We start from the raw sequence: 19,118 nt of genomic DNA on the forward strand, positions 1-19,118 counted from the left end.
TCTCGTGCCAACATCGCGAAACCATAAATCCAGCCCTCCAACCTACGATTATCTGGCTTGCAGTTTTCAAGGTGGAGGTGCTCTGGGTGCTTATCAGGTGGGTGTGCTGCAAGCGCTTCAGGAAGCCGGTTATTTTCCTGACTGGTTTGTCGGCACCTCTATTGGTGCCATCAATTCCGCCATAGCCGCCGGAAATGCAAAAGAAGAGCGCATAGATAAAATGCGCTCATTCTGGCATACCATTGCAACGCCTTCATTACTGGATGAATCTTTACTGCCGGACGATACATTAAGCCGCAGGCTGCAGCACTTTTTATCATCACAATCTGCTGTACTCTTTGGGCAGCCAGGCTTTTTTTCCCCTGCATGGGCAACGCCATGGCTAAATTCGACTAAACCGCTGTTAAGTTACTATGATACTTCGCCTTTGCGCAGTACCCTGGAACGCTTTGTCGATTTTGACCGGCTTAATCAGGGCAAAACACGTTTGAGTGTCGGTGCGGTAGAAGTTTCTTCTGGCGCCATTCAATATTTTGACACGCAAAAACAACACATCGGCCCAGAACATATTATGGCCAGCGGCGCCTTACCGCCCGGATTTCCTCCAGTAGAAGTAGAAGGAAAGCTTTACTGGGATGGGGGCTTATCAAGCAATAGTCCTGTAAGCTATGTCTTGGCGGATAAGCATCCTAAAGCATTATTATGTTTTATGGTGCATTTATTTGATTCCTATGGGCTTGAGCCCACCAATCTTGACGATGTGGAGAAACGTAAAAAAGACATTGAGTATTCAAGCCGTTTTGAAAAAATTATAGAAATGCATCATGAAATTCATCAACTCCGCTATCAGCTTCATCAAGTAGCATCACTAGTTCCTGAAACTAAAAAACGTCATGAATGGATCCGTCAATGCTTGGATAATGGCTGGGATAAAACCGTATCACTCGTACGATTTCTGTATGCGGGAGACGCGGACGATTTGTCTTCGAAAGATTACGAATTTTCAAAAAAATCAATTGATGAGCATATCCAGGAAGGTTATCAGAATGGGATAAAAGCGCTTAAACAATCACCCTGGTTAGAGCCTGTTCCTGCCGAAACTGGCATTGCCGTGTATGACATGGCTAAAACGAAAAAAATAAATTTAACTTAAATTTGGAGTGTGATTATGAAGGAATCAGAAGTCAAAGAACAAGCGTTTGCGATGCCGTTATGGCGCCCAAGTTATCCTCATGGCCCTTATCGCTTTATCAACCGCGAATTTTTAATTATTACCTATGAAACGGACATGGACTTATTACGGGAAGTGGTCCCCGCGCCTCTGGAAGTGGTCGATCCCATCGTAAAATTTGAATTTATCCGCATGCCCGACTCTACCGGATTTGGCGATTATACTGAATCCGGACAAGTGATACCGGTGCGTTATAAAGGCCAACCTGGTGGTTATTCGCATGCCATGTACTTAGATGATCATCCTCCCATTGCAGGTGGTCGTGAAATATGGGGTTTTCCCAAAAAAATGGCTCAACCAAAATTGCAAGTTGAAAAGGAAACCTTAATTGGAACGCTCGATTATGGGAACTGCCGCGTAGCCACTGGAACCATGGGGTATAAGTATCAAACCCTCGACATACAAAAAGTAGCCGAATCGCTTAAGGGTAAAAATTATCTATTAAAAATTATTCCGCACGTCGATGGCAGTGTGCGTATTTGTGAATTGGTTGAATATGAATTGGAAAATATTACCGTCAAGGGAGCCTGGCAAGGACCGGCGCAGTTGGAATTATTTCATCATGCTTTAGCGCCAGTTGCTGAATTACCCGTTAAAAAAGTAGTGGGTGCTACGCATATTCTCACCGATTTAACTTTGCCCTATGGCCGAGTCGTGCATGATTATTTAAAATAAAGCGTGCATAGGTTTGTTTTTTGCCATCCATATTAGAATCAAAACCCGTCTTCAGAGTCGTTAAGCTTTTAGCCCTGCCTCGTTAGACACTGAAGACAGGTTCTTAGAGCTTGTTAACAAGTTCTTAGTCAGGCGCAGGAATAATGGAAGGGCTGATATCATCATACCCCTCATTTTTTTCCTTGGATAAAATCTCTTTCTGCGAAAAAAAGGAAGAAGTGCACGAAGACGACTTGGTTAATCGTCGCAACTCCTCATTGATGAGCTGATTAAGCATGACTTTGGTTGCAGTTCCACCAAACAATCCACGAATGATACGGACAATCCATAACTGACTGCGAAGCTGGCGAATATATTGCAGCTCAGGCGCCGGCGCTTTATCCGCAGTTCCATTTAAATTGGCTTTCAAATCCAGTAACATTTTTTTTAATTGGGGATCGTGCTTGTGCTCTTCCATAAACCGGCGAACGCATAAAACAGCAAGTTCTTTTTGCGACTTTAAACTGTAACGATGATCTTCGCCAATATCACGTAATAAATCGTTTAATGCTGTGGAGTCTGTGATTGTTCGTACCCGTTCAAGATAAGAAGAATTGGATAAATAACGCCATGGCGCCTCATCTACAAGTTTCTTTGAATCCCATGTTATGGTTGTTTTGGCGCCTTCTTGGTGCAAATGATGAATGGTTGCCGTTAAATCCATGCGGAAATCATCCGACCGTACCGGCACATCTTCTGCAAGTCTAACGGCTAAATCAAGCGCAGTCTCGCCGTGCTCATTCACGTCAGCGGCATAACATCCAAAGGACTGCCAGGTTTCATGATAACGGTAATCTCCTAAACGAATCGCAGCATGTAAGGGGGTATCCCCAGAAACAAAGCCACCATCTGGCCGGCATAAAGATTGATGTCGCGCTATGCTCTCAGCAACTTCGACAGGCCATGACGTGGCCTCCTTTGTCACAACATCACCAGCCATGCTTTGCACCAAAGCATGGCAAGCTTGTTCATCAAGGCTTAAAACATATTGACGAAATTCCGGAATGGTAAATAACACAGCGCGTAATTTTGCCTGGCGAGCAACAACTGCCTGCATAATAAGAGAAAGCTTCGCCCGCTCATCGGCTTTATTCATATCCAAATCATGAGCCAACTGTTGACTGATTAATTCCGGCGGCATCAAGACATGTTTGTAAAACGTTTGCCATTTTATGGCGCAAAATCCCGGTGATTGGCCCAGTTGCATAAATGCATTCCGCTCCGCTTCAGACGTATAGGCATGAAAAGGATTAAAATGAAACAACCGTGGCGTCGTTGGCCAGTAGTAATTTTGTGAGTCCATGAGCCTGGGAAAATGAATTAAATCACGTGCGGTCACTTTAAACGCATCTGAACCAAGAAACCAGTTCAGGAAACGGGATTGATAATGAGACATGACACTGTCAGCCAGCATTAAATCATGGTCTATCTTGAAAAAAACAATCCGTGGTTTATCCTCTTTTTTTACCACGTAAAAACCAAAATTTCCTTTATGTAAATCATCTTCTTCTAACGTATAGGAAGTCGCTAATACACTGATAAATGACTCCATATCCAGTTGAATTTCACCGCGCCTGTGTGCCTCATATAAGGTATTAAAATATCCAGGAGGAAATTGGCTAAAAAAATGAAAAGGAATATCTTCAGCAGCGCCAGGACGTACTGAAGACCATTGCAATTCTTTTTGTCCAGTGAGCAGGCGATAAAACTCTTGATTTACACCCTCACGCCGAGCAATGTCATACCCAAGATATTCAGAAGCCAACCCCACGATATTTCCATCGCTATTTTTAACCAGTTTGGATTTCGGCGCCAAATCAGCACCCAAAAATAAACGGGCCAATCGGCCGAAAGAAACCTCCAAACGGGATAGCTCAGAATTATTATTTTTATTTTCCTTATAAATAATATGCCGCCCGGCGGGGTAAGTTTGAGAAATATAAGTTGCATCAGGATAAACAACATGCCCCAGGCGTAACTTGCGCTGACCAGGAACAATCTGCTCATACTGATACACGTGCATAAGGTATTATCAAGAAAATAACATGGATATTATTATAACAAATTGCTCATAAAATACAAAAATATACTTTAGAGTTTGTTAACAAATTCGCTAAAAATAGAACAATAACCGTTACTTACGAGCACCGCAGCGGAGCACAGAAAGTGAAGGTGCGATTTAAAGTGCAGTTTTTTGTAAGAATAAAGGGGCATATCACCGTCATCCAGAGCGTAGCGAAGGATCTCATGGGTTTGGCACAGTGTCTTACTCGGGAGATCCTTCGCCGCACTCTGGATGGCGAAGGATGGTTAGTGTTCATTTTTAGTAGATTTGTTAGGCTCTTAGAATTTATCCAAGTCCCCTTGCTCGATGGTTAAGTCCGTGTCCTTATCAAAATTACCTTCTTCTGACAAGCGAATCTTTAAGCCGACATTGTTTTTGGAATCGGCATAACGAATTGCATTTTCCTGACTGATCTTACCTGCCTTGTATAAATCAAATAATGCCTGATCAAAAGTTTGCATACCCTGATCAGTACTTTTTGCCATCACTTCCTTAATTTCATCAATTTTTCCCTTATCAATCAAATCCGCGATATACGGTGTGTTCAACAACACTTCCACAGCAGGAACTCGTTTGTCATGCAGGCCGGGAATTAAACGCAAGGAAACAATGGCACGTAAATTCAAAGATAAATCCAGCAACAACTGTTGTTTTGCTTCTTCTGGAAAAAAATTAATAATGCGATCCATGGTTTGATTGGCATTATTAGCATGCAAGGTGGATAAGCATAAATGACCTGTTTCGGCATAAGATATCGCATGTTTCATGGTGTTACGGTCACGAATCTCACCTATCAGAATGACATCCGGTGCTTCCCGCATGGCATTTTTCAATGCATTATCATAGTTTAATGTATCTATGCCAACTTCACGCTGATCAACCACCGATTTTTTATGCAGATGGATGAATTCAACGGGATCTTCAATGGTTAAAATATGGCCACATTCATGACTGTTACGATAATCAATCATAGAGGCCAACGTTGTTGATTTACCTGATCCCGTTGAACCGACTACCAGAATAAGACCGCGCTGTTCCATAACGATGGAACTTAAAATCGGAGGCAAGTTTAAATCTGCCAAGGAAGGAATCATGCCTTTAATGTAACGTACCACCATTGCAATTTCACCACGTTGCCGAAATAAATTGATGCGATATCGGCCAATATTGTCCAGTGAAATAGCCATATTTAATTCCATCGTGGCATCAAATTCTTTTCGTTGTTGATCATTCATCATGGATTTGGCGATTTCTGCCATTTGTTGAGATTTAAGCGGCGCTTGTCCTATTGGCGAAGTAACGCCTTCGATTTTAATGTGCGGAGGCGTGCCAACGCTAAAAAATAAATCCGATGCGCCACGGTCAACCATTAATTTTAAAAAAGGAATAATATCCATGAGGTTATCCATTATTTTTCTTTTATCATTTGAATTAAGTGTAGATAATTACACCAAAATAACAAAATATGGTCTAAAATTATACAGAGATGGCCGTGATTTCATGGGATTGAAAGTGCATGCTGCCTCTTGACGCTGAAGCGCTAAGGACAGTGCTTATATGCCACATGGACGTTTAAAAGGACAGAGGCAAATGCACTTTCAATCCCATGCATAAGGCTTGTAGGGCTTATTGATCTCGCTTAAGGATACTGCCATGGATAAACAGGACGAAGCATTAACCATATCCAATCCGCGCATGTTATCAGCGATTTATTTCAGTTTGCTGGCAATCATTGCCACGATCGCCATTGATACCATTTTCTATGCCATGGGTGTTGAACAATTACTACCAATATTCAAAGCCATTGTGCTTGCGGTTATTATTGCGGCCTGTTTCGGTGCGCTATTTGGTAAGCGAATCGTCTATAGTAAAGCGCCCTATAAAAAACATGCATTTTGGTGGGCATTTTTAATGGTTATGGCTGCCCTGCCAATCTATACTTTAGGCTTTCTTTTTTTTCTGCATCAGCATCATGCTGACTTGTTTACGGGCGCTTCTTTTCAAGATGTCCTATATATGTACTTTATTGTATTGATCTACAGTTTTATTTTGGTTGGGTTTTGGCTTGCCTTGATTGCTGGACTTGCAGCAGTTTATCTGCGCAGTTATTTGGTTTATTATTTATTACAGTCCCTGAATGTACGAAGAAAATCTCCACGAGAGAGCGTCATCAAAAATAAAACGGCAAAATATGGTGAAGCAACCATCACACCCCCCAAAAACAATCATCACTAAACCATGCCCACAACCCATAGTGTAATAACAGAACAGCAAAACTTATTTGCGAACATGAAAAATGGCGCTGTGGCTATCACACCCAATATCCGCTTAAGTCATCAATTGCTGCACGATTTTTTAAAAACTCAGAACACCGCAGCCGAGATAAAACCTCTGTGCCTTCCTTATCAAGGATTTTTACATTATTTATTTAAACAAATTCGTCATAAACACCCCCATGCAAACCATCCCATCGTGCTGACTCAGCTTCAACAATATCATTTGTGGAAAAAAATTCTCAGTCACTCGGAACATCCATTGGTTACGGAAGGGCTTCTTCATGAAATTCAGGAAGCTTGGTCTCATTGCCAAAACTGGGGTCTTGATAGTATCCCCTCATCATTTATACGAACACCACAAACTCTGCAATTTCAGCAGTGGCAACAACAATTTCAAACCGAGCTGACAAATCTTAATGCGATTACAGAAGACCAGCTGGCCAACTATGTAGTCCATCACCTCCACTTGCTGGACATTCCTGCGTTCATCTGGGTATGTTTTAATGATTACACACCGCAGCAACAATTGCTGCAGCAGGCGTTCCATCAGGCTGACTGTCAGCAATATCATTATGATTTACCAACAAAATTCCCCAATACCCACCAATATGCGGCAAAAGATACCCAAGATGAATATTTACAGATAATTCAATGGATTAAAGAACGGCTTGCCGCCAATGATCAGCGTATTGGCGTGGTGGTTCCCGATTTGGAAAATCAATCTCGCCGCCTGCAACGCCTTTTCCAACAACAACTACCTCAATATTCATTCAATCTATCGTTGGGCAAACCTCTCCTAAATTATCCGCTCGTGTCTCATGCACTCAACTGGCTGGAACTTGATGCAGAAACCATCAGCAATACCAAAGCTCGCCTATTGCTTCATTCTCCTTATCTTGGAGGAGCAAAAACCGAATTTCAGCAACGAACAGAAGCCTTACAAACCTGCAAAATATTGCAGGAAGCCCAGATTTCTTTTCCTCTTCTGCTTAAAGAATTCCAACGCTTAACACCTGCTCTTGCCAAGTTACTTACAACGCTTCTGCCTTATCCGAAAGAAGCTGCTCCCTATCAATGGATAAGCCATTTCAAATCTCGTCTTCATGGGTTGGGATTCCCGGGAGAATACTCTCTTAATTCTTCTGCCTATCAATGCTTTCAACGATTGCTTGCTTTACTGGATGAATTCTTACAACTGTCCATCCTCTATCCGGTCATGACTAAAAGACAAGCCCTGGACAGTTTACGTCATATGGTTAGATCAACAATCTTTCAGGAACAAAAACCAGCAAGCCCCATCCAACTATTAGGGCTACTGGAAGCTTGCGGATGTACGTTTGATAGTTTGTGGATATGTGGTATGACCGACCAATGCCTACCCCAAAAAACCAGTTTATCCGCTTTTATTCCAATAGAATTACAAAAGCGATACCGCATGCCGCATGCTTTGCCCGAACAAGAATTAAAATTTGCTCAACAATTGCTGCAACGATTGCAAAATGGTTGTCAGGATTGCGTCTTCAGTTACCCGAAATTACAAGAAGACCGCCCCAATTTGCCCAGTCCTTTTATTCGTGATTTTCCTCATTTAACCATCAAAACCTTGCCTCCACCACGTCCTTCATTGTTATGTCAGAGAACAGACTCTTACCGTATCCCTTTGGCAGCAAACGAACAAATATCTGGTGGCACCGCTTTACTGGCCAACCAGGCAAAATGCCCTTTCCGGGCATTTTCAATGCATCGCTTGCACGCCAAAGCAGGCCTAAAACTTTCTTTAGGACCCGATGCGAAAGAGCGTGGACAAATACTGCATAAAATTATGGAAAAAATATGGCAGCTCATTGGTAGTCAACAACAACTGTTGCAGCTGACCCAGTCTGAAATGGATGCCTGTATTACCCAGGTCATTCAAACCACCTTGCCTGCAATGATGGACTATCGCCGCTATTCATTTCCCATGTTGCTGCAAGATATGGAACAAGAGCGACTACAGCAACTGGTTAAAGCCTGCCTTGACTGGGAAAAGCAACGGCCACCTTTTAAAATTGCTGCTCTTGAGCAAATGTTTACCATTCAGCTCGCTGACCTTGATTTTCATGTGCGCGTTGACCGCATTGATCAAGTTGGCGATAAAAAATGGGTCATTGATTACAAAAGTTCTTTGCCTCCCAAACACCCCTGGAAAGAAGAGCGTCCACAAGAACCTCAGTTGCTGTTGTACGCTTTACTGGATAATGAGATCAATGCTTTATTATTTATACAATTAAAAAATAGAAAGCTAACCTGTCATGGATTGAGTGAAGAACCAATCACTGTGCATGGTATTCAGGAGTTAAAGAAAGAAGAGCGATGGTCTGTATTACAACAACAATGGCACCAACAATTAACAGCCTTGGCCAATGAGTTTCGTCTGGGTGATTGCTCTATCCAACCCATGCATGAAACCCTATGCCAACAATGCGATTTTCCCAGTTTATGCCGCATTGAGTTGCCCTGAAAAATTTGCAAAACACCAAAAATCTTGACTATTCCTCCATACAATGCCAGTTTTGAGTAAAACCGAAAGGAAACGATGATGAATATTTTGATTGCAGGAGGTACTGGCTTTATTGGATCAGAGCTGGTGGATTCCTTACGCTCCGATCATCAGATAACGGTACTTGGCCGTGATAATAATCATATTCAAGATGTCTTTGGTAAGCGGGTACAGGCATGCACCTGGCAAGATCTCGAGCATCTGGATGCCAGCCGCTACGATGTTGTTATTAATTTATGCGGTCAATCTATTGCTGGCTTACGCTGGACAGAACACATTAAAAACAAATCATTGAGTCTCGCGTCAAAACCAATACTGCCTTGATCAAATGGCTTACTGATCATCAATGTAAACCTCATTATTACAGTGCTAATGCGGTAGGCATTTATGGATTGCAAGAAAATGGCACATCCCAGGCATTTGATGAAGACAGCCCTATTGATTTTGATCATCCCCATGATTTTTTTAGTGAGGTGGGTGTCCGCTGGCAAAAATCACTGCAGCCGGCCATTGACCATGGCATCCCAGTGACAATTACCCGCTTTGGTGTCGTCCTGAAACATGGTAAAGGCATGTTAAAAAAACTTGCCCCCAGTTTTAATCTGGGGTTAGGAAGCATTATTGGTGATGGTCAGCAAGTCATTTCCTGGATACATATTGCGGATGTCATACGAGCTTTTCATTTTTTAATTACGCATCCTGAGCTCATTGGTGCATTTAATGTCACCTCTCCCAACCCAGTTAGTCAAAAGGAATTCGCAACACTTTTAGCCAAAGCCATGAAACGTCCTTTATTTTTAAAAACGCCTGCTTTTGTCATTCGTCTGTTATTCGGTGAAATGGGGGAATGTCTTCTTAATCATGGTCAACGCGTCTTGCCCAAACGTTTACCGGAAGAAGGGTTTAAATTTGCCTATCCTACACTTAAGGAGGCACTGGCTCGAGAATTTTCCTGATGATTTAAAGCGTAGCAAATCCGGTTAACGCTTGACGTTAACCAGGCTACAAACTTTATTTAATCCGGGAAACATCAATCAACCTTACATTGCCGCTGTAAGCGTTGCTGGTTGTGATTCTTCTTCTGAAGAAGAGCCAAAGCACGCTTCTTTCACCGTCTTAAAGCCATTTTTAATGATATACCCTATTCCTTTTAAAATCGCTAAAATGCTGCCCTGCTGATAGCCATAGATCTTATAGTAAAGATCGGCCTGCTCCTGATTTAAATGTTGGTCTAACAATTCGGTTTGTTTTTTTGTTTCCTCAGCCTGTTCAACGAAGCCATCTTCTACGCGATCATCAATAAAATCACGTAACTGTTGAGCGCTAGTCACTGGTGCCAAGACATCAATCATGCCTTTGACGGCAGGATGATTGGTAATGCTGTCTTTTTCAACTTGCCCCAACGTCCAAATACAACATTTGACCAGATTTTCGAGCGCTTGCGTGTATTCAATATAAGCTTGTTTTCTTCGCCCTAACTGATACGCAGCATAGGCAAAAGCTCCCACCGCAACTACATTCACTGGTAAAATCCAGGATAAACCCAAGGCCAAGATGCCCAACGAAAACCCGATCACTATTTTCTTGTCAATCGTTTGCAAACTGTGCAATTTTTCTTGCACTGAACGGGTGCATTCCGTCAGTAATGTTTGGTGTTGCAAGTCTTCCGGATTAAATTTAATTCGTCCCTGATACTCGGATAACGTTAAAGCATGCTCAAACAATTCATTGGCGGGTTTTGAAAAAAAAGACGGCATAGCAAATCCTTATTATTGTATTTTTAAAAGCAATGCATTATAAGGTTTTTTTTATGCATACTCAATTTTAATTAAACAAAAACACGGCTGTTTTATGATAAGCAACTGTAATCTGTACAATTGCTCATTGAATCAGATTGGCATGCATTTGTTTTTGTACTTTTTATGTACTATTTTATTAAAATATGTTCATAATGAAGGTTGATCATCATGCCAAATCCGTTTAGCTTTTTTATACCAACAAAAGATTTAAAAGCTAAAATTGCCAAAAGAAAAAAATTAAGGAGACGGACTTTACCATCCTTTCCAATTCAATCAATACCCATGACGAAAGTGGTTTAGCGCTTTTGAAAGCATGTATGGACGCTTATCCGAAAGAATTTGTCAGAAATTTGGTTTGCCTGCAGCCTGAAAGACTGATTAACAATGAAATTCTTGCTCATTTGCAGGCAAGTGTAAAACTTGATATGGCGACCGATGATGAAGAATTCACGTTTCGTGGGGCATTTGAACGGATTAAATCCTCCATGGTCAGATCCGGTGATGACACAGAGCTTCAAGAGTTCTGCAGAGAAACATATTCCGGCTTGTTAACAACGTTACCTCTTTTTTTTACTGCACTTACTAAAGATAATCCCACGGATGATTTACCTTTTTCTGAGGATGAACAAGAGGCCATGCGGCAACTGTATGCAGAAATAGCCACAAAATCACCCTATTCTGAAGATCAGGAATTATTGAACAACGTCTGCACCCAACGATGTCTGGCTCTTATTTATACAAAGCGTTCACAGGAACGTATTGACGCGGTCATAAGTACTCATATTGAGCGGCATTGCTCGGAAGGTGCGTTGGAGCGATTACCCTACGTTCCCAAGGCAGAAGGTGTCGCCATTTTTACAACTGGCGGCGTTGCTTCCGGTAAGGGCACCTGTCTTCGCAATATCGAAGACTCTTTAAAAAGACGAACGCCTGCCCCTATTATGTGGAATGAGCTTGTCCATCATAACGCAGACCGAATCAAGCCGTTTCTCTTAAACCCAGAAAAAGACAGCAAACGCTATTCGCAATTCACCTATGAAGAAGCATTGGCGGTCAAGGAACGGGTCATGGCCATCATTGCCAAGCAAAGCCATTCAACCGGCCATTATCCTCATTTTATGCATGATCAAACGAAATTAAAACCAGACGAGCTGAAAGAAGCCAATCTGCGCTATGGACAATTAATTATTGCGGCCGTATCAACCGATGCCGAGGCCGCCATAGAACGAGCCTACCATCGTGGAGAAAGAACAAACCGATATGAACATACTGAGGGGTTATTAGGCTCTCATCAAGCCGTGCCTGGAGAGCTTATCAAATCACTGAATCAGGACGAACTCATTGGCGGCAATGTCAGTGTGGCAATGTATGATAATAATTCTTCCGATTTGAGAATGTTTGCTTCCATTGATATGCACAGTAGAGTCATTATGATTTATAATGAGAAAGATTTGCAAAATTGGATTAGGAAAGAAACCATCAATCCTAAAGCCGATAGTGTTGAAACCTTATATACTGGCGCCGCTATTCGTAGTACTGCCGACTATTTTGCTCCGTTATTAGCAAAAGGGTTTACGCTTGATTTCACGCATTGTCCTGCGGATGATTTAGTAGAGGCAGCCCCAGCAACAGAATCGAGCATGGGATTGAGCTCCTAATATTTAGGACAGGAACAAGGAACTTAATTTTTAATTTATCTATTTCAATGGTAAGATAACTGCTTACAAAAGGAGAAACAATGGAAAGAGAAAGAAGCCCAAAATCCTGGTCTTTTCTTGATGCTTCCCGCAAGGCACTCGAAGCAGAAAAGAAAAGAAAAGCTTCAAGTACTGAAGAAAAATCAGCTACGGAAAAACGCCCTGAGTCCCCTGTTAGCGGAGCAGATAACTTAATTGAAACCGAGCCCGATATAAAAGAGTGTCTTAGACCTCATCGTTCTCGATGACGTTCTATGATTCGGTTATTGAAGAATATCGGCCCAAACTAAGCATGACAGAATGTCTCTTTAAGCATTGGAAAAATCGAACGCCATCACCGAAGCGAGCGAAGATTGCTCAAGCGCTAACGCAAGCAATCGATCAATGCCTAGAGCTACTCCACTGCAAGAAGGCAAGCCATGATTGAGTGCTTGCAAGAAATATTCATCTGGAGCACGTTCAGCAAAACCCTGTTGCCGGCGAGTAACTCTATCGTTCTCAAATCGCGCACCCTGAATGGCTGCATCCGTTAACTCATGAAAACCGTTCGCCAGCTCCACCCCGCGGAAATACACTTCAAACCGTTCCGCCACACCATGCTTGATTTGAGCCAGAGCTGCCTGAGATGGTGGAAAATGATACACCGCAACCGGCACTGCTTCGTTGGCAAGCTTCGGTTCAACCACATGGCTCATCAGTAGAAATAAATATTGATCTCTGTCTGACTCCTCAGCAGTCAACACATTTTGCAGCTCAAAACGCCGCAAGGCTTGCTTTAATTCAGAAAGTTCCGCCGTTAAAGGATCAAAACCACATACTTCTGAAAACAAATGCTGATACGTTTGCCGCCGCATCGGCCCGCAAGCAAGGATAGTTTGCAACAAAACATCCACTTCATCCATCAAGGCAATATGATCAATGTCCAGCTGATACCATTCCAGCAAAGTAAATTCAGGATTATGCCAACGTCCAAGCTCATCATCACGGAATACACGTGCCAGCTGAAAAATAGGGCCGCTGCCAGCCGCTAATAAACGCTTCATATGATATTCAGGTGATGTTTGCAAATAATAGGATTTTCCCCGAAATTGAGCCTCGATGTTTGTTAAATAAACATCCGTTACTCCAAATTGCGCCATCACGGGAGTGTCCACTTCCAAATAGCCGCGTGCATTAAAAAAGGAGCGAATGTGACCAAGGATAGCAGCACGCCGACGTAATGTTTCAATGGTGGCTGAGGGCCGCCAACGAGTTAAATTCATGGCCATATTTAATAAAACATTCCCAATTCCAAACGCGCCGCTTCACTCATGCGTTCTTGCGTCCAGGGAGGCTCCCACACCAATTCAACCGTACAATCTTTAACACCCTCGACTTGATTTACGGTTTGCTCAACCGTGCCAGGAAATGTTTGCGCGACAGGGCAGCCAGGAGAAGTCAATGTCATTTGGATTTGCACTTGTTTTGCTTCATCGATGGCAATGTCGTAAATCAGACCCAAATCATAGATATTCACCGGGATTTCAGGATCAAACACCGTTTTGAGCGCGGCTATCACCGCTTCTTGCAACGCTGCTTTGTTATCTTGCTTCTTTTTAAACCCTAACATAAGGTTACTCCGTCGTCACCGTGGTCTCTTCCTGTTTCAAGGCGCTCTCCAACGTATGCCATGCCAGCGTTGCACATTTTACGCGTGCCGGGAAAGCACGCACACCAGCCAGGACTGTCAATTTATCCATTGACTGTGGCGCGGGGTCTTCAGCAATAGTGACCATATGATGAAATCGTCTGAATAACTCATGAGCCTCTTCAACGGATTTCCCACGCAATACATCCGTCATCAACGAAGCGGAAGCCTGAGAAATCGCACAACCACAGCCTAAAAAACTAATATCCTGTATTACATTGTCTTTAAGTTGTACGTAAATCGTTACCTTATCGCCGCACAGTGGATTAAATCCTTTCGCCTGGCAAGTTGGATTTGCCATCTCATGATGATTGCGCGGATTACGGTTATGGTCGATGATGATTTCCTGATATAACTCGCGTAAATTCATCATTTGGCAAATACCTCTTTCACCTTATGTAATGCTTTAACACAAGCATCCACTTCTTTTTCCGTATTATAAAAAGACAAGGAAATTCGGGTGGTTGCCGGTACATCAAAAAAATCCATCAGTGGCATGGTGCAATGATGGCCACTGCGGATGGCAATCCCCTCTGTATCCAAAATCGTACCAATATCATGGGCATGAATTTTGCCATGGACAAAGGAAATGATAGGCACTTTATCGGCTGCCGTGCCAATCAAATTAAACCCCTTGACCGATTGCACCGCTTGAGCTGCATATTCAAGTAAATGGGATTCATAAGCAACGATGGCTTCCATGTCCAATGACCATAAATAATCCATTGCCGCTGCAAGGCCAATCGCCCCGGCAATGTTGGGAGTTCCTGCCTCAAATTTATAGGGCAAGGGGGCATAATCCGTAGCGGCAAACGTCACATAATGAATCATTTCACCCCCACCCTGATAAGGGGCCATATCGTCCAGCAAACGCTCTTTTCCCCAAAGGACCCCTATGCCAGTTGGACCATACATTTTATGTCCAGAAAAAGCATAAAAATCACAACCAAGGGATTGCACATCAATCGGCAAATGGGCAGTCGCCTGAGCACCATCCAGCAATACCAAAGCGCCGTGTGCATGCGCCATATCAATCATCTGTTTAACAGGATTAATCGTACCCAAAGCGTTTGAAACGTAATTGATAGCAACAAACTTGGTGTTGTTAGATAATTTTTTCTCAAACTCATCCAGTAAGATTTCCCCCTCGAGTGAAATAGGCGCCACGCTTAAACGAGCACCCGTTTTTTTACAAACCATCTGCCATGGAACAATGTTTGAGTGATGCTCCATGTGAGTGATCAAAATTTCCTCGCCGGGTCGAATACGCGGCGCCACAAAGCTTTGTGCAACCAGATTAATGGCTTCCGTCGTGCCACGCACAAAAATGCATTCATAGGCATGTTTTGCATGAATGAAACGCCGAACTTTTTCCCGCGCTTCCTCAAATTTCTGGGTAGCACGCACACTAAGTGCATGAACACTGCGGTGCACATTCGCATTATCATGACTGTAAAAATTCGCTATGGCTTGAATGACTGATTTCGGCTTTTGCGTGGTCGCAGCATTATCCAGATAAATCAGCTTCTTATCATTCACCTTCTGCTGCAAGACAGGAAAGTCAAGACGTATGGCATCCAAGTCCAATGTTTCAATCAACTTTGTTCTGCTCATGCCCCACCTTTAAAAATTGTAGTCGCGACAAACGGTTAATAATAACTGGCGCATCCAATCCGCCAATTTCAGATTGGCCATTTGTTGCAAATTGTTTGCAGCAAATGCTTCAATTAAATAGCGGCTTGCTTCAACTCTATCAATACCGCGGGTAGCCAAATAAAATAAAGCCTCTTCATCCAATTGCCCCACGGTCGCGCCATGAGTACAAATCACATCATCCGCGAAAATCTCCAGTTGAGGCTTGGTATCAATTTCAGCGTTTTTACTCAATAATAAATTTTTATTTTGCTGCTTTGCTTCCGTATGCTGAGCCCCTTTGGCAACATAGACCTTGCCATTAAAGACTGCTCGTGAAGCTCCACCTAAAATTCCTTTATAATCCTGAACACTTTGACAATCAGCAGCCTCATGAGACACCAGCGTGTGATGATCCACATGTTGTTCTTCACCCAAAGCATAGATACCATTCAACAAGCAGCGCGCGTGCGATTGAGACAAGCGGATGCTTATATCGCTGCGCACAAGTTTCCCACCCAAACTTAAAGAATGACTATTAACTTCACTGTCAGCGGCCTGACTTACGGCAACATGCCCAACATGATACGCGTGCCTACTTTCACGCTGAATCTTATAATGATGGATGGTTGCCCCTTTTGCTGCATGCATTTCAGTAACGGTATTCGTAAAATAACAACACGTCTCCTTTCCTTGAAAATCCTCAATAAAACTTATGCTGCTGCCCGCCTCCGCCACAACCACATGCCGCGAGTAAACTGCCTGATTCTCATTGCCTTGCCAATGCACCACCGCCAATGGCTTCTCAAGTTGAATCCCTTTAGGAAGATAGATAAATAATCCCTGTTGCAACATAGCCGTATTTAAAGCTTGAAAACCATGCTCATGCTGCAAGATCTTGCCCAAGTAAAGTTCCATTTTTTCAGCGTAATTGCACCATGCTGCCGTTAGAGGTTGTACAATCACGCCTTCTGGCAAATGAGCAGCCACCGTATCTAAACCAATGATTGTACCATTAGCGATGGTAATAAGATGGGCGTCTGGAATATCCCTACGGATGTCTTGCATTGCTACCTGGGCAGTCTGCTTTGTGGAAAAACGCTGCTTAAGAAAGGAATCAATGGTTGTGTATTTCCAATCCTCATGATGGCGTGCAGGAAACCCTTGTTTGGCAAAATCAGCCAAGGCTTTCTTTTGCAAATTTGCAAGCCAAGGTATTTGCGATTGCTGTAATGCGGCCTGCTGTTGGTAAAAGTCCAGAAGTTCGCTCATGCCTGCTCCGTTTCTTCCAACCAACTGTAGCCTTTATCTTCAAGTTCGTGGGCTAATGATTTATCACCGGATTTAACAATTCGGCCATTCGCCAGCACATGAATATAATCAGGCTCAATATAATTTAATAACCGCTGATAGTGCGTCACTAAAATAATAGCACGATCGTCGTTACGCATAGCATTAACTCCCTGTGCAATCACACGCAAAGCATCAATGTCCAGGCCAGAATCCGTTTCATCAAGAATGGCCAGTTTCGGTTCAAGCGCGGCCATTTGCAAGATTTCATTGCGTTTTTTCTCACCACCAGAAAACCCTTCATTGATGCTGCGGTACAGAAAATTTTCATCCATATCGAGCAATTGACATTTTTCGCGAATGAAACTTAAAAACTCAATGGCATCCAATGTTTTTTATTCTGGCCTTTACGCACTGCATTTACAGACGCTTTTAAAAAATTAATATTGGTTACCCCAGGTATTTCCACTGGATACTGGAATGACATAAAAATACCAGCCTGTGCACGCTCAACAGGGTCAAGAAGAAGTAAATCCTGATCCAAATAAGTGATTTCACCACTCATCACTTGATAAGCAGGATGCCCGGCCAATACTTTTGATAAGGTGCTTTTTCCTGAACCATTTGGTCCCATAATGGCATGCACTTCTCCGGCACGAACTTCTAAATCAATTCCTTTTAAAATCGGCTGATCATTGATTGCAACCTGTAATTGATTAATTGATAACATGTTAACCTACTGCCCCTTCCAGACTAATACCTAATAATTTAGTGGCTTCTACCGCAAATTCCATTGGCAATTCTTTTAGTACTTGTTTACAAAAACCATTGACGATCATGGAGACAGCATCTTCAGTGCCAATGCCTCGTTGCTGACAATAAAACAATTGCTCCTCACTGATTTTTGATGTCGTAGCCTCATGTTCTACCTGCGCGGATGGATGTTTGACTTCAATATAAGGAAACGTATGGGCAGAACACTCACTTCCCATTAACATCGAATCGCACTGCGTGTAATTGCGCGCATTGATTGCTGTTGGCGCAATACGTACCAAACCTCGATAAGCATTATGAGCATATCCTGCACTGATGCCTTTAGAAATAATGGTCGAACGAGTATTTTTACCCAAATGAATCATTTTTGTTCCAGTATCAGCTTGCTGATGATTATTAGTAACAGCAACGGAATAAAATTCACCCACCGATTCATCGCCTTGCAAGATAACGCTGGGATATTTCCAGGTAATGGCGGAACCGGTTTCTATTTGCGTCCAGGAAATTTTTGAACGCTTGCCGCGGCAGGCGCCACGCTTCGTCACAAAATTATAAATGCCGCCCTTGCCTTCTTTATCGCCGGGATACCAGTTTTGTACGGTTGAATATTTAATTTGTGCACCATCCAGGGCAACCAATTCAACCACCGCAGCATGCAATTGATTTTCATCACGCATTGGCGCCGTACAACCTTCGAGATAGGACACGTAACTGTCACAATCCGCTACAATTAAGGTGCGTTCAAACTGACCTGTGGAAGCCGCATTAATCCGAAAATACGTCGATAATTCCATTGGGCAGCGTACCCCCTTAGGAATATAAACAAAGGAACCATCGCTGAATACAGCAGAATTCAAGGCGGCGTAAAAATTATCACGATAAGGTACAACTGACCCTAAGTATTGACGCACCAAATCCGGGTATTCTTTTACAGCTTCGGAAAGAGGACAAAAAATGACCCCTTTTTCAGCAAGCTTGGCCTTAAACGTCGTTGCTACCGAAACACTGTCAAAAACCGCATCCACCGCAACCCCTGCTAACATTTCCTGTTCGCGCAACGGGATGCCAAGTTTTTCATAAGTACGTAATAATTCCGGATCCACTTCATCGAGACTTTTTGGTCCGTCTTTTTTACTCTTGGGTGCAGAATAATAAGAAATAGCTTGGTAATCCACCGGCGGATAATGCACGCTTGACCAATCAGGATGTGCCATTGTCAACCAATGATGGTACGCCTTAAGACGCCATTCCAATAAAAAGTCCGGTTCGCCTTTAATGGCGGATAAACGCCGAATGACTTGCTCATCCAATCCAGGAGGGAATGTTTCGACGTCAATATCCGTTACAAAACCATGTTGATATTCCCGCTCAAGGAGAGAATTGATTTGTGCATTTTTAGCCACTACTAACTCCG

At 42.9% G+C, this 19,118-nt stretch carries 17 protein-coding genes and 1 pseudogene; 8 read left to right on the plus strand and 10 right to left on the minus strand.

The window, feature by feature from the left end; translation table 11 throughout:
* Positions 1 to 4: 4 nt before the first annotated feature.
* Positions 5 to 1,153: a patatin-like phospholipase family protein gene (locus tag LOA_RS10165; protein ID WP_025386252.1), complete on the plus strand. Its 1,149-nt coding sequence runs from the start codon at positions 5 to 7 to the stop codon at positions 1,151 to 1,153.
* A 15-nt stretch (positions 1,154 to 1,168) separates the two neighbouring features.
* On the plus strand, positions 1,169 to 1,906 hold the full coding sequence (locus LOA_RS10170) for an acetoacetate decarboxylase (protein ID WP_025386253.1): 738 nt from the start codon (positions 1,169 to 1,171) through the stop codon (positions 1,904 to 1,906).
* 124 nt (positions 1,907 to 2,030) lie between these two features.
* On the opposite strand, the gene ankK is transcribed toward LOA_RS10170, so the two are convergent.
* Together ankK and LOA_RS10180 are read right to left on the minus strand one after the other, a co-directional pair.
* Positions 2,031 to 3,968 carry a Dot/Icm T4SS effector AnkK/LegA5 gene (ankK, locus tag LOA_RS10175; protein ID WP_025386254.1) on the minus strand — a complete coding sequence of 646 codons (1,938 nt, stop codon included), beginning with the start codon at positions 3,966 to 3,968 and terminating at the stop codon, positions 2,031 to 2,033.
* Positions 3,969 to 4,288: 320 nt separating this feature from the next.
* Entirely contained in the window at positions 4,289 to 5,407 is a 1,119-nt protein-coding gene (locus tag LOA_RS10180; RefSeq protein WP_025386255.1) for a PilT/PilU family type 4a pilus ATPase, read from the minus strand.
* A gap of 256 nt (positions 5,408 to 5,663) precedes the next feature.
* Here LOA_RS10180 and LOA_RS10185 point away from each other — a divergent pair, with 256 nt between their 5' ends.
* The 4 genes from LOA_RS10185 (at position 5,664) to LOA_RS15905 (ending at position 9,781) form a co-directional block, all read left to right on the plus strand.
* Complete coding sequence (locus LOA_RS10185) at positions 5,664 to 6,245, plus strand: hypothetical protein (protein WP_025386256.1); 582 nt, start codon at positions 5,664 to 5,666, stop codon at positions 6,243 to 6,245.
* 3 nt (positions 6,246 to 6,248) lie between these two features.
* On the plus strand, positions 6,249 to 8,786 hold the full coding sequence (locus tag LOA_RS10190) for a PD-(D/E)XK nuclease family protein (protein ID WP_025386257.1): 2,538 nt from the start codon (positions 6,249 to 6,251) through the stop codon (positions 8,784 to 8,786).
* Positions 8,787 to 8,861: 75 nt separating this feature from the next.
* A complete protein-coding gene (locus LOA_RS15900; protein WP_274544555.1) occupies positions 8,862 to 9,149 on the plus strand; it encodes an NAD-dependent epimerase/dehydratase family protein in 288 nt (95 codons plus the stop codon).
* A complete protein-coding gene (locus tag LOA_RS15905; protein ID WP_274544556.1) occupies positions 9,146 to 9,781 on the plus strand; it encodes an epimerase in 636 nt (211 codons plus the stop codon). Before LOA_RS15900 ends, LOA_RS15905 begins: the two co-directional genes overlap by 4 nt.
* Positions 9,782 to 9,865: 84 nt before the next feature.
* On the opposite strand, the gene LOA_RS10200 is transcribed toward LOA_RS15905, so the two are convergent.
* Complete coding sequence (locus tag LOA_RS10200) at positions 9,866 to 10,582, minus strand: hypothetical protein (RefSeq protein ID WP_025386258.1); 717 nt, start codon at positions 10,580 to 10,582, stop codon at positions 9,866 to 9,868.
* A gap of 359 nt (positions 10,583 to 10,941) precedes the next feature.
* On the opposite strand from LOA_RS10200, the gene LOA_RS10205 reads away from it, so the two are divergent.
* Complete coding sequence (locus LOA_RS10205) at positions 10,942 to 12,282, plus strand: DEAD/DEAH box helicase family protein (RefSeq protein ID WP_174375507.1); 1,341 nt, start codon at positions 10,942 to 10,944, stop codon at positions 12,280 to 12,282.
* A gap of 80 nt (positions 12,283 to 12,362) precedes the next feature.
* Complete coding sequence (locus LOA_RS10210; protein ID WP_025386259.1) at positions 12,363 to 12,569, plus strand: hypothetical protein; 207 nt, start codon at positions 12,363 to 12,365, stop codon at positions 12,567 to 12,569.
* A 60-nt stretch (positions 12,570 to 12,629) separates the two neighbouring features.
* On the opposite strand, the gene epmA is transcribed toward LOA_RS10210, so the two are convergent.
* The 7 genes and pseudogenes from epmA to sufB all read right to left on the minus strand — a co-directional run bounded on the left by epmA (position 12,630) and on the right by sufB (position 19,107).
* A complete protein-coding gene (gene epmA / locus LOA_RS10215) occupies positions 12,630 to 13,583 on the minus strand; it encodes an elongation factor P--(R)-beta-lysine ligase (protein ID WP_025386260.1) in 954 nt (317 codons plus the stop codon).
* A gap of 8 nt (positions 13,584 to 13,591) precedes the next feature.
* Positions 13,592 to 13,930, minus strand: a complete 339-nt coding sequence (locus LOA_RS10220) for an SUF system Fe-S cluster assembly protein (RefSeq protein WP_025386261.1) — start codon at positions 13,928 to 13,930, stop codon at positions 13,592 to 13,594.
* Positions 13,931 to 13,934: 4 nt separating this feature from the next.
* Positions 13,935 to 14,381: a Fe-S cluster assembly sulfur transfer protein SufU gene (gene sufU / locus LOA_RS10225; protein WP_025386262.1), complete on the minus strand. Its 447-nt coding sequence runs from the start codon at positions 14,379 to 14,381 to the stop codon at positions 13,935 to 13,937.
* Positions 14,378 to 15,622, minus strand: a complete 1,245-nt coding sequence (locus tag LOA_RS10230) for an aminotransferase class V-fold PLP-dependent enzyme (RefSeq protein WP_025386263.1) — start codon at positions 15,620 to 15,622, stop codon at positions 14,378 to 14,380. Before LOA_RS10230 ends, sufU begins: the two co-directional genes overlap by 4 nt.
* Positions 15,623 to 15,631: 9 nt before the next feature.
* Complete coding sequence (gene sufD, locus LOA_RS10235; protein ID WP_025386264.1) at positions 15,632 to 16,912, minus strand: Fe-S cluster assembly protein SufD; 1,281 nt, start codon at positions 16,910 to 16,912, stop codon at positions 15,632 to 15,634.
* Positions 16,909 to 17,660 (minus strand): annotated as a pseudogene (gene sufC / locus LOA_RS10240) (Fe-S cluster assembly ATPase SufC). The gene sufD and the pseudogene sufC overlap by 4 nt, the downstream one beginning before the upstream one ends.
* 1 nt (position 17,661) lies before the next feature.
* Positions 17,662 to 19,107: a Fe-S cluster assembly protein SufB gene (sufB, locus tag LOA_RS10245; RefSeq protein WP_025386265.1), complete on the minus strand. Its 1,446-nt coding sequence runs from the start codon at positions 19,105 to 19,107 to the stop codon at positions 17,662 to 17,664.
* Between the last annotated feature and the right edge of the window lie 11 nt (positions 19,108 to 19,118).

The organism is Legionella oakridgensis ATCC 33761 = DSM 21215 (genome assembly GCF_000512355.1).
Classification (GTDB): domain Bacteria; phylum Pseudomonadota; class Gammaproteobacteria; order Legionellales; family Legionellaceae; genus Legionella_A; species Legionella_A oakridgensis.

Coding starts and splice junctions, on each gene's coding strand:
- LOA_RS10170 (WP_025386253.1), top strand. CDS start 1,169: ATGAAGGAATCAGAAGTCAAAGAACAAGCGTTTGCGATGCCGTTATGG.
- ankK (WP_025386254.1), bottom strand. CDS start 3,968: ATGCACGTGTATCAGTATGAGCAGATTGTTCCTGGTCAGCGCAAGTTA.
- LOA_RS10180 (WP_025386255.1), bottom strand. CDS start 5,407: ATGGATATTATTCCTTTTTTAAAATTAATGGTTGACCGTGGCGCATCG.
- LOA_RS10185 (WP_025386256.1), top strand. CDS start 5,664: ATGGATAAACAGGACGAAGCATTAACCATATCCAATCCGCGCATGTTA.
- LOA_RS10190 (WP_025386257.1), top strand. CDS start 6,249: ATGCCCACAACCCATAGTGTAATAACAGAACAGCAAAACTTATTTGCG.
- LOA_RS15900 (WP_274544555.1), top strand. CDS start 8,862: ATGATGAATATTTTGATTGCAGGAGGTACTGGCTTTATTGGATCAGAG.
- LOA_RS10200 (WP_025386258.1), bottom strand. CDS start 10,582: ATGCCGTCTTTTTTTTCAAAACCCGCCAATGAATTGTTTGAGCATGCT.
- LOA_RS10205 (WP_174375507.1), top strand. CDS start 10,942: ATGGACGCTTATCCGAAAGAATTTGTCAGAAATTTGGTTTGCCTGCAG.
- LOA_RS10210 (WP_025386259.1), top strand. CDS start 12,363: ATGGAAAGAGAAAGAAGCCCAAAATCCTGGTCTTTTCTTGATGCTTCC.
- epmA (WP_025386260.1), bottom strand. CDS start 13,583: ATGAATTTAACTCGTTGGCGGCCCTCAGCCACCATTGAAACATTACGT.
- LOA_RS10220 (WP_025386261.1), bottom strand. CDS start 13,930: ATGTTAGGGTTTAAAAAGAAGCAAGATAACAAAGCAGCGTTGCAAGAA.
- sufU (WP_025386262.1), bottom strand. CDS start 14,381: ATGATGAATTTACGCGAGTTATATCAGGAAATCATCATCGACCATAAC.
- LOA_RS10230 (WP_025386263.1), bottom strand. CDS start 15,622: ATGAGCAGAACAAAGTTGATTGAAACATTGGACTTGGATGCCATACGT.
- sufD (WP_025386264.1), bottom strand. CDS start 16,912: ATGAGCGAACTTCTGGACTTTTACCAACAGCAGGCCGCATTACAGCAA.